Origin of the sequence: Antarctobacter aquimaris (assembly GCF_900184945.1) — a bacterium.
Classification (GTDB): Bacteria; Pseudomonadota; Alphaproteobacteria; order Rhodobacterales; family Rhodobacteraceae; genus Maliponia; species Maliponia aquimaris.
The window spans coordinates 1-1,090 of the sequence record NZ_FXYF01000046.1; the positions used below are offsets into that span (position 1 = coordinate 1).

General features: G+C 64.0%; 1 protein-coding gene. It reads right to left on the reverse strand.

Features of this window, described 5'->3' with window-relative positions:
- On the reverse strand, positions 1-903 hold a 903-nt coding region (locus MAA8898_RS25575; RefSeq protein WP_370738646.1), incomplete at its 3' end, for a calcium-binding protein.
- Between the last annotated feature and the right edge of the window lie 187 nt (positions 904-1,090).

The window sequence follows — 1,090 nt, forward strand, 5'->3', positions numbered from 1 at the left end:
GATCGTGTCGTCTCCCGCGTTGGCGTTCAGCACGTCGTTCTGGTCGCCCCCGGAGAGATTGTCGTTGCCATCGCCGCCAAAGGCCGTGTCGTTCCCTTCGCCGCCGATCAGCGTATCGTCACCGCCGTGACCCACCATCAGGTCGTCCTCGGTGCCGCCATCGAACCTGTCGGCTTCAGCGCCGCCGATCAGCGTGTCGGCCCCTGCTTCTCCGAAGACGAGGCCCGAGACGAGGCCGCCAGTGCCGCGATACAGGTCGCTGCTTCCCAATAGCTGCAGGTTGCCGATCATCAGGCCGGAGTTCATCACGATATCCGGACCGTGGCTGCCCGCCAAGGACCCACTTCCGCCAAGGATCTGTCCCGTGTTCAGCAGGGTGATGCCGGCGGTGCCTCTGTCACCATTCAACCGAATGCCCCACTCCTCTTGCCCGGTGATTGTCCCGGTATTGGTGACGCGCGCCACGCCGCTGCCGCCATCCAGCAGGAGACCAGTTTTCCTGCCATCGATCACGCCGTGATTGGCGATCAGAATATCGGCAGCCCGGTCTGACCCGCGCACAGAAACGGCGTCCACGCCACTGAGGATCGCCCCGAAGTTCGTGAGCGCGAAACTGGAGCTGACATCGGACAGGATCGCCGGCAGGACGAATGATCGGACAAAGCCCTCCGGGCCGATATCGACGGTCAGGCGGCTGCCGGTGTGCCGGATCGCGCTGAGAAAAGTGATCGGGGCCGGCGCGACCATGCCATCGATCACCAGTGCCGTTGTCGTGCCGCCGGAGATCGTGATCGGGTTGTTCGCCGCGGTGATCAATTCGCCGCTGGTTGTCACGACGCCGGTCTCGGTCGTGGTGAGCGTCTGCGGCACGGAGGAAAAGCCGCTGATGACAAAACTGGCCATATCAGAAATCCTTTTGCTGCACGGATCAGTGTGCGCGCCGACCGGCCGTTCGTAAAGGCGAGGCCATTTTGCGACTTGCTTGCGATCAGGGTACGGGCGCGAGGGAATGAACCGCCTGGCACGAACGCCCGCGCAGGCGCGCGCAACGGCGCTTTTCAAGCACGGGGCGTCGACTCTTGGCACCCGG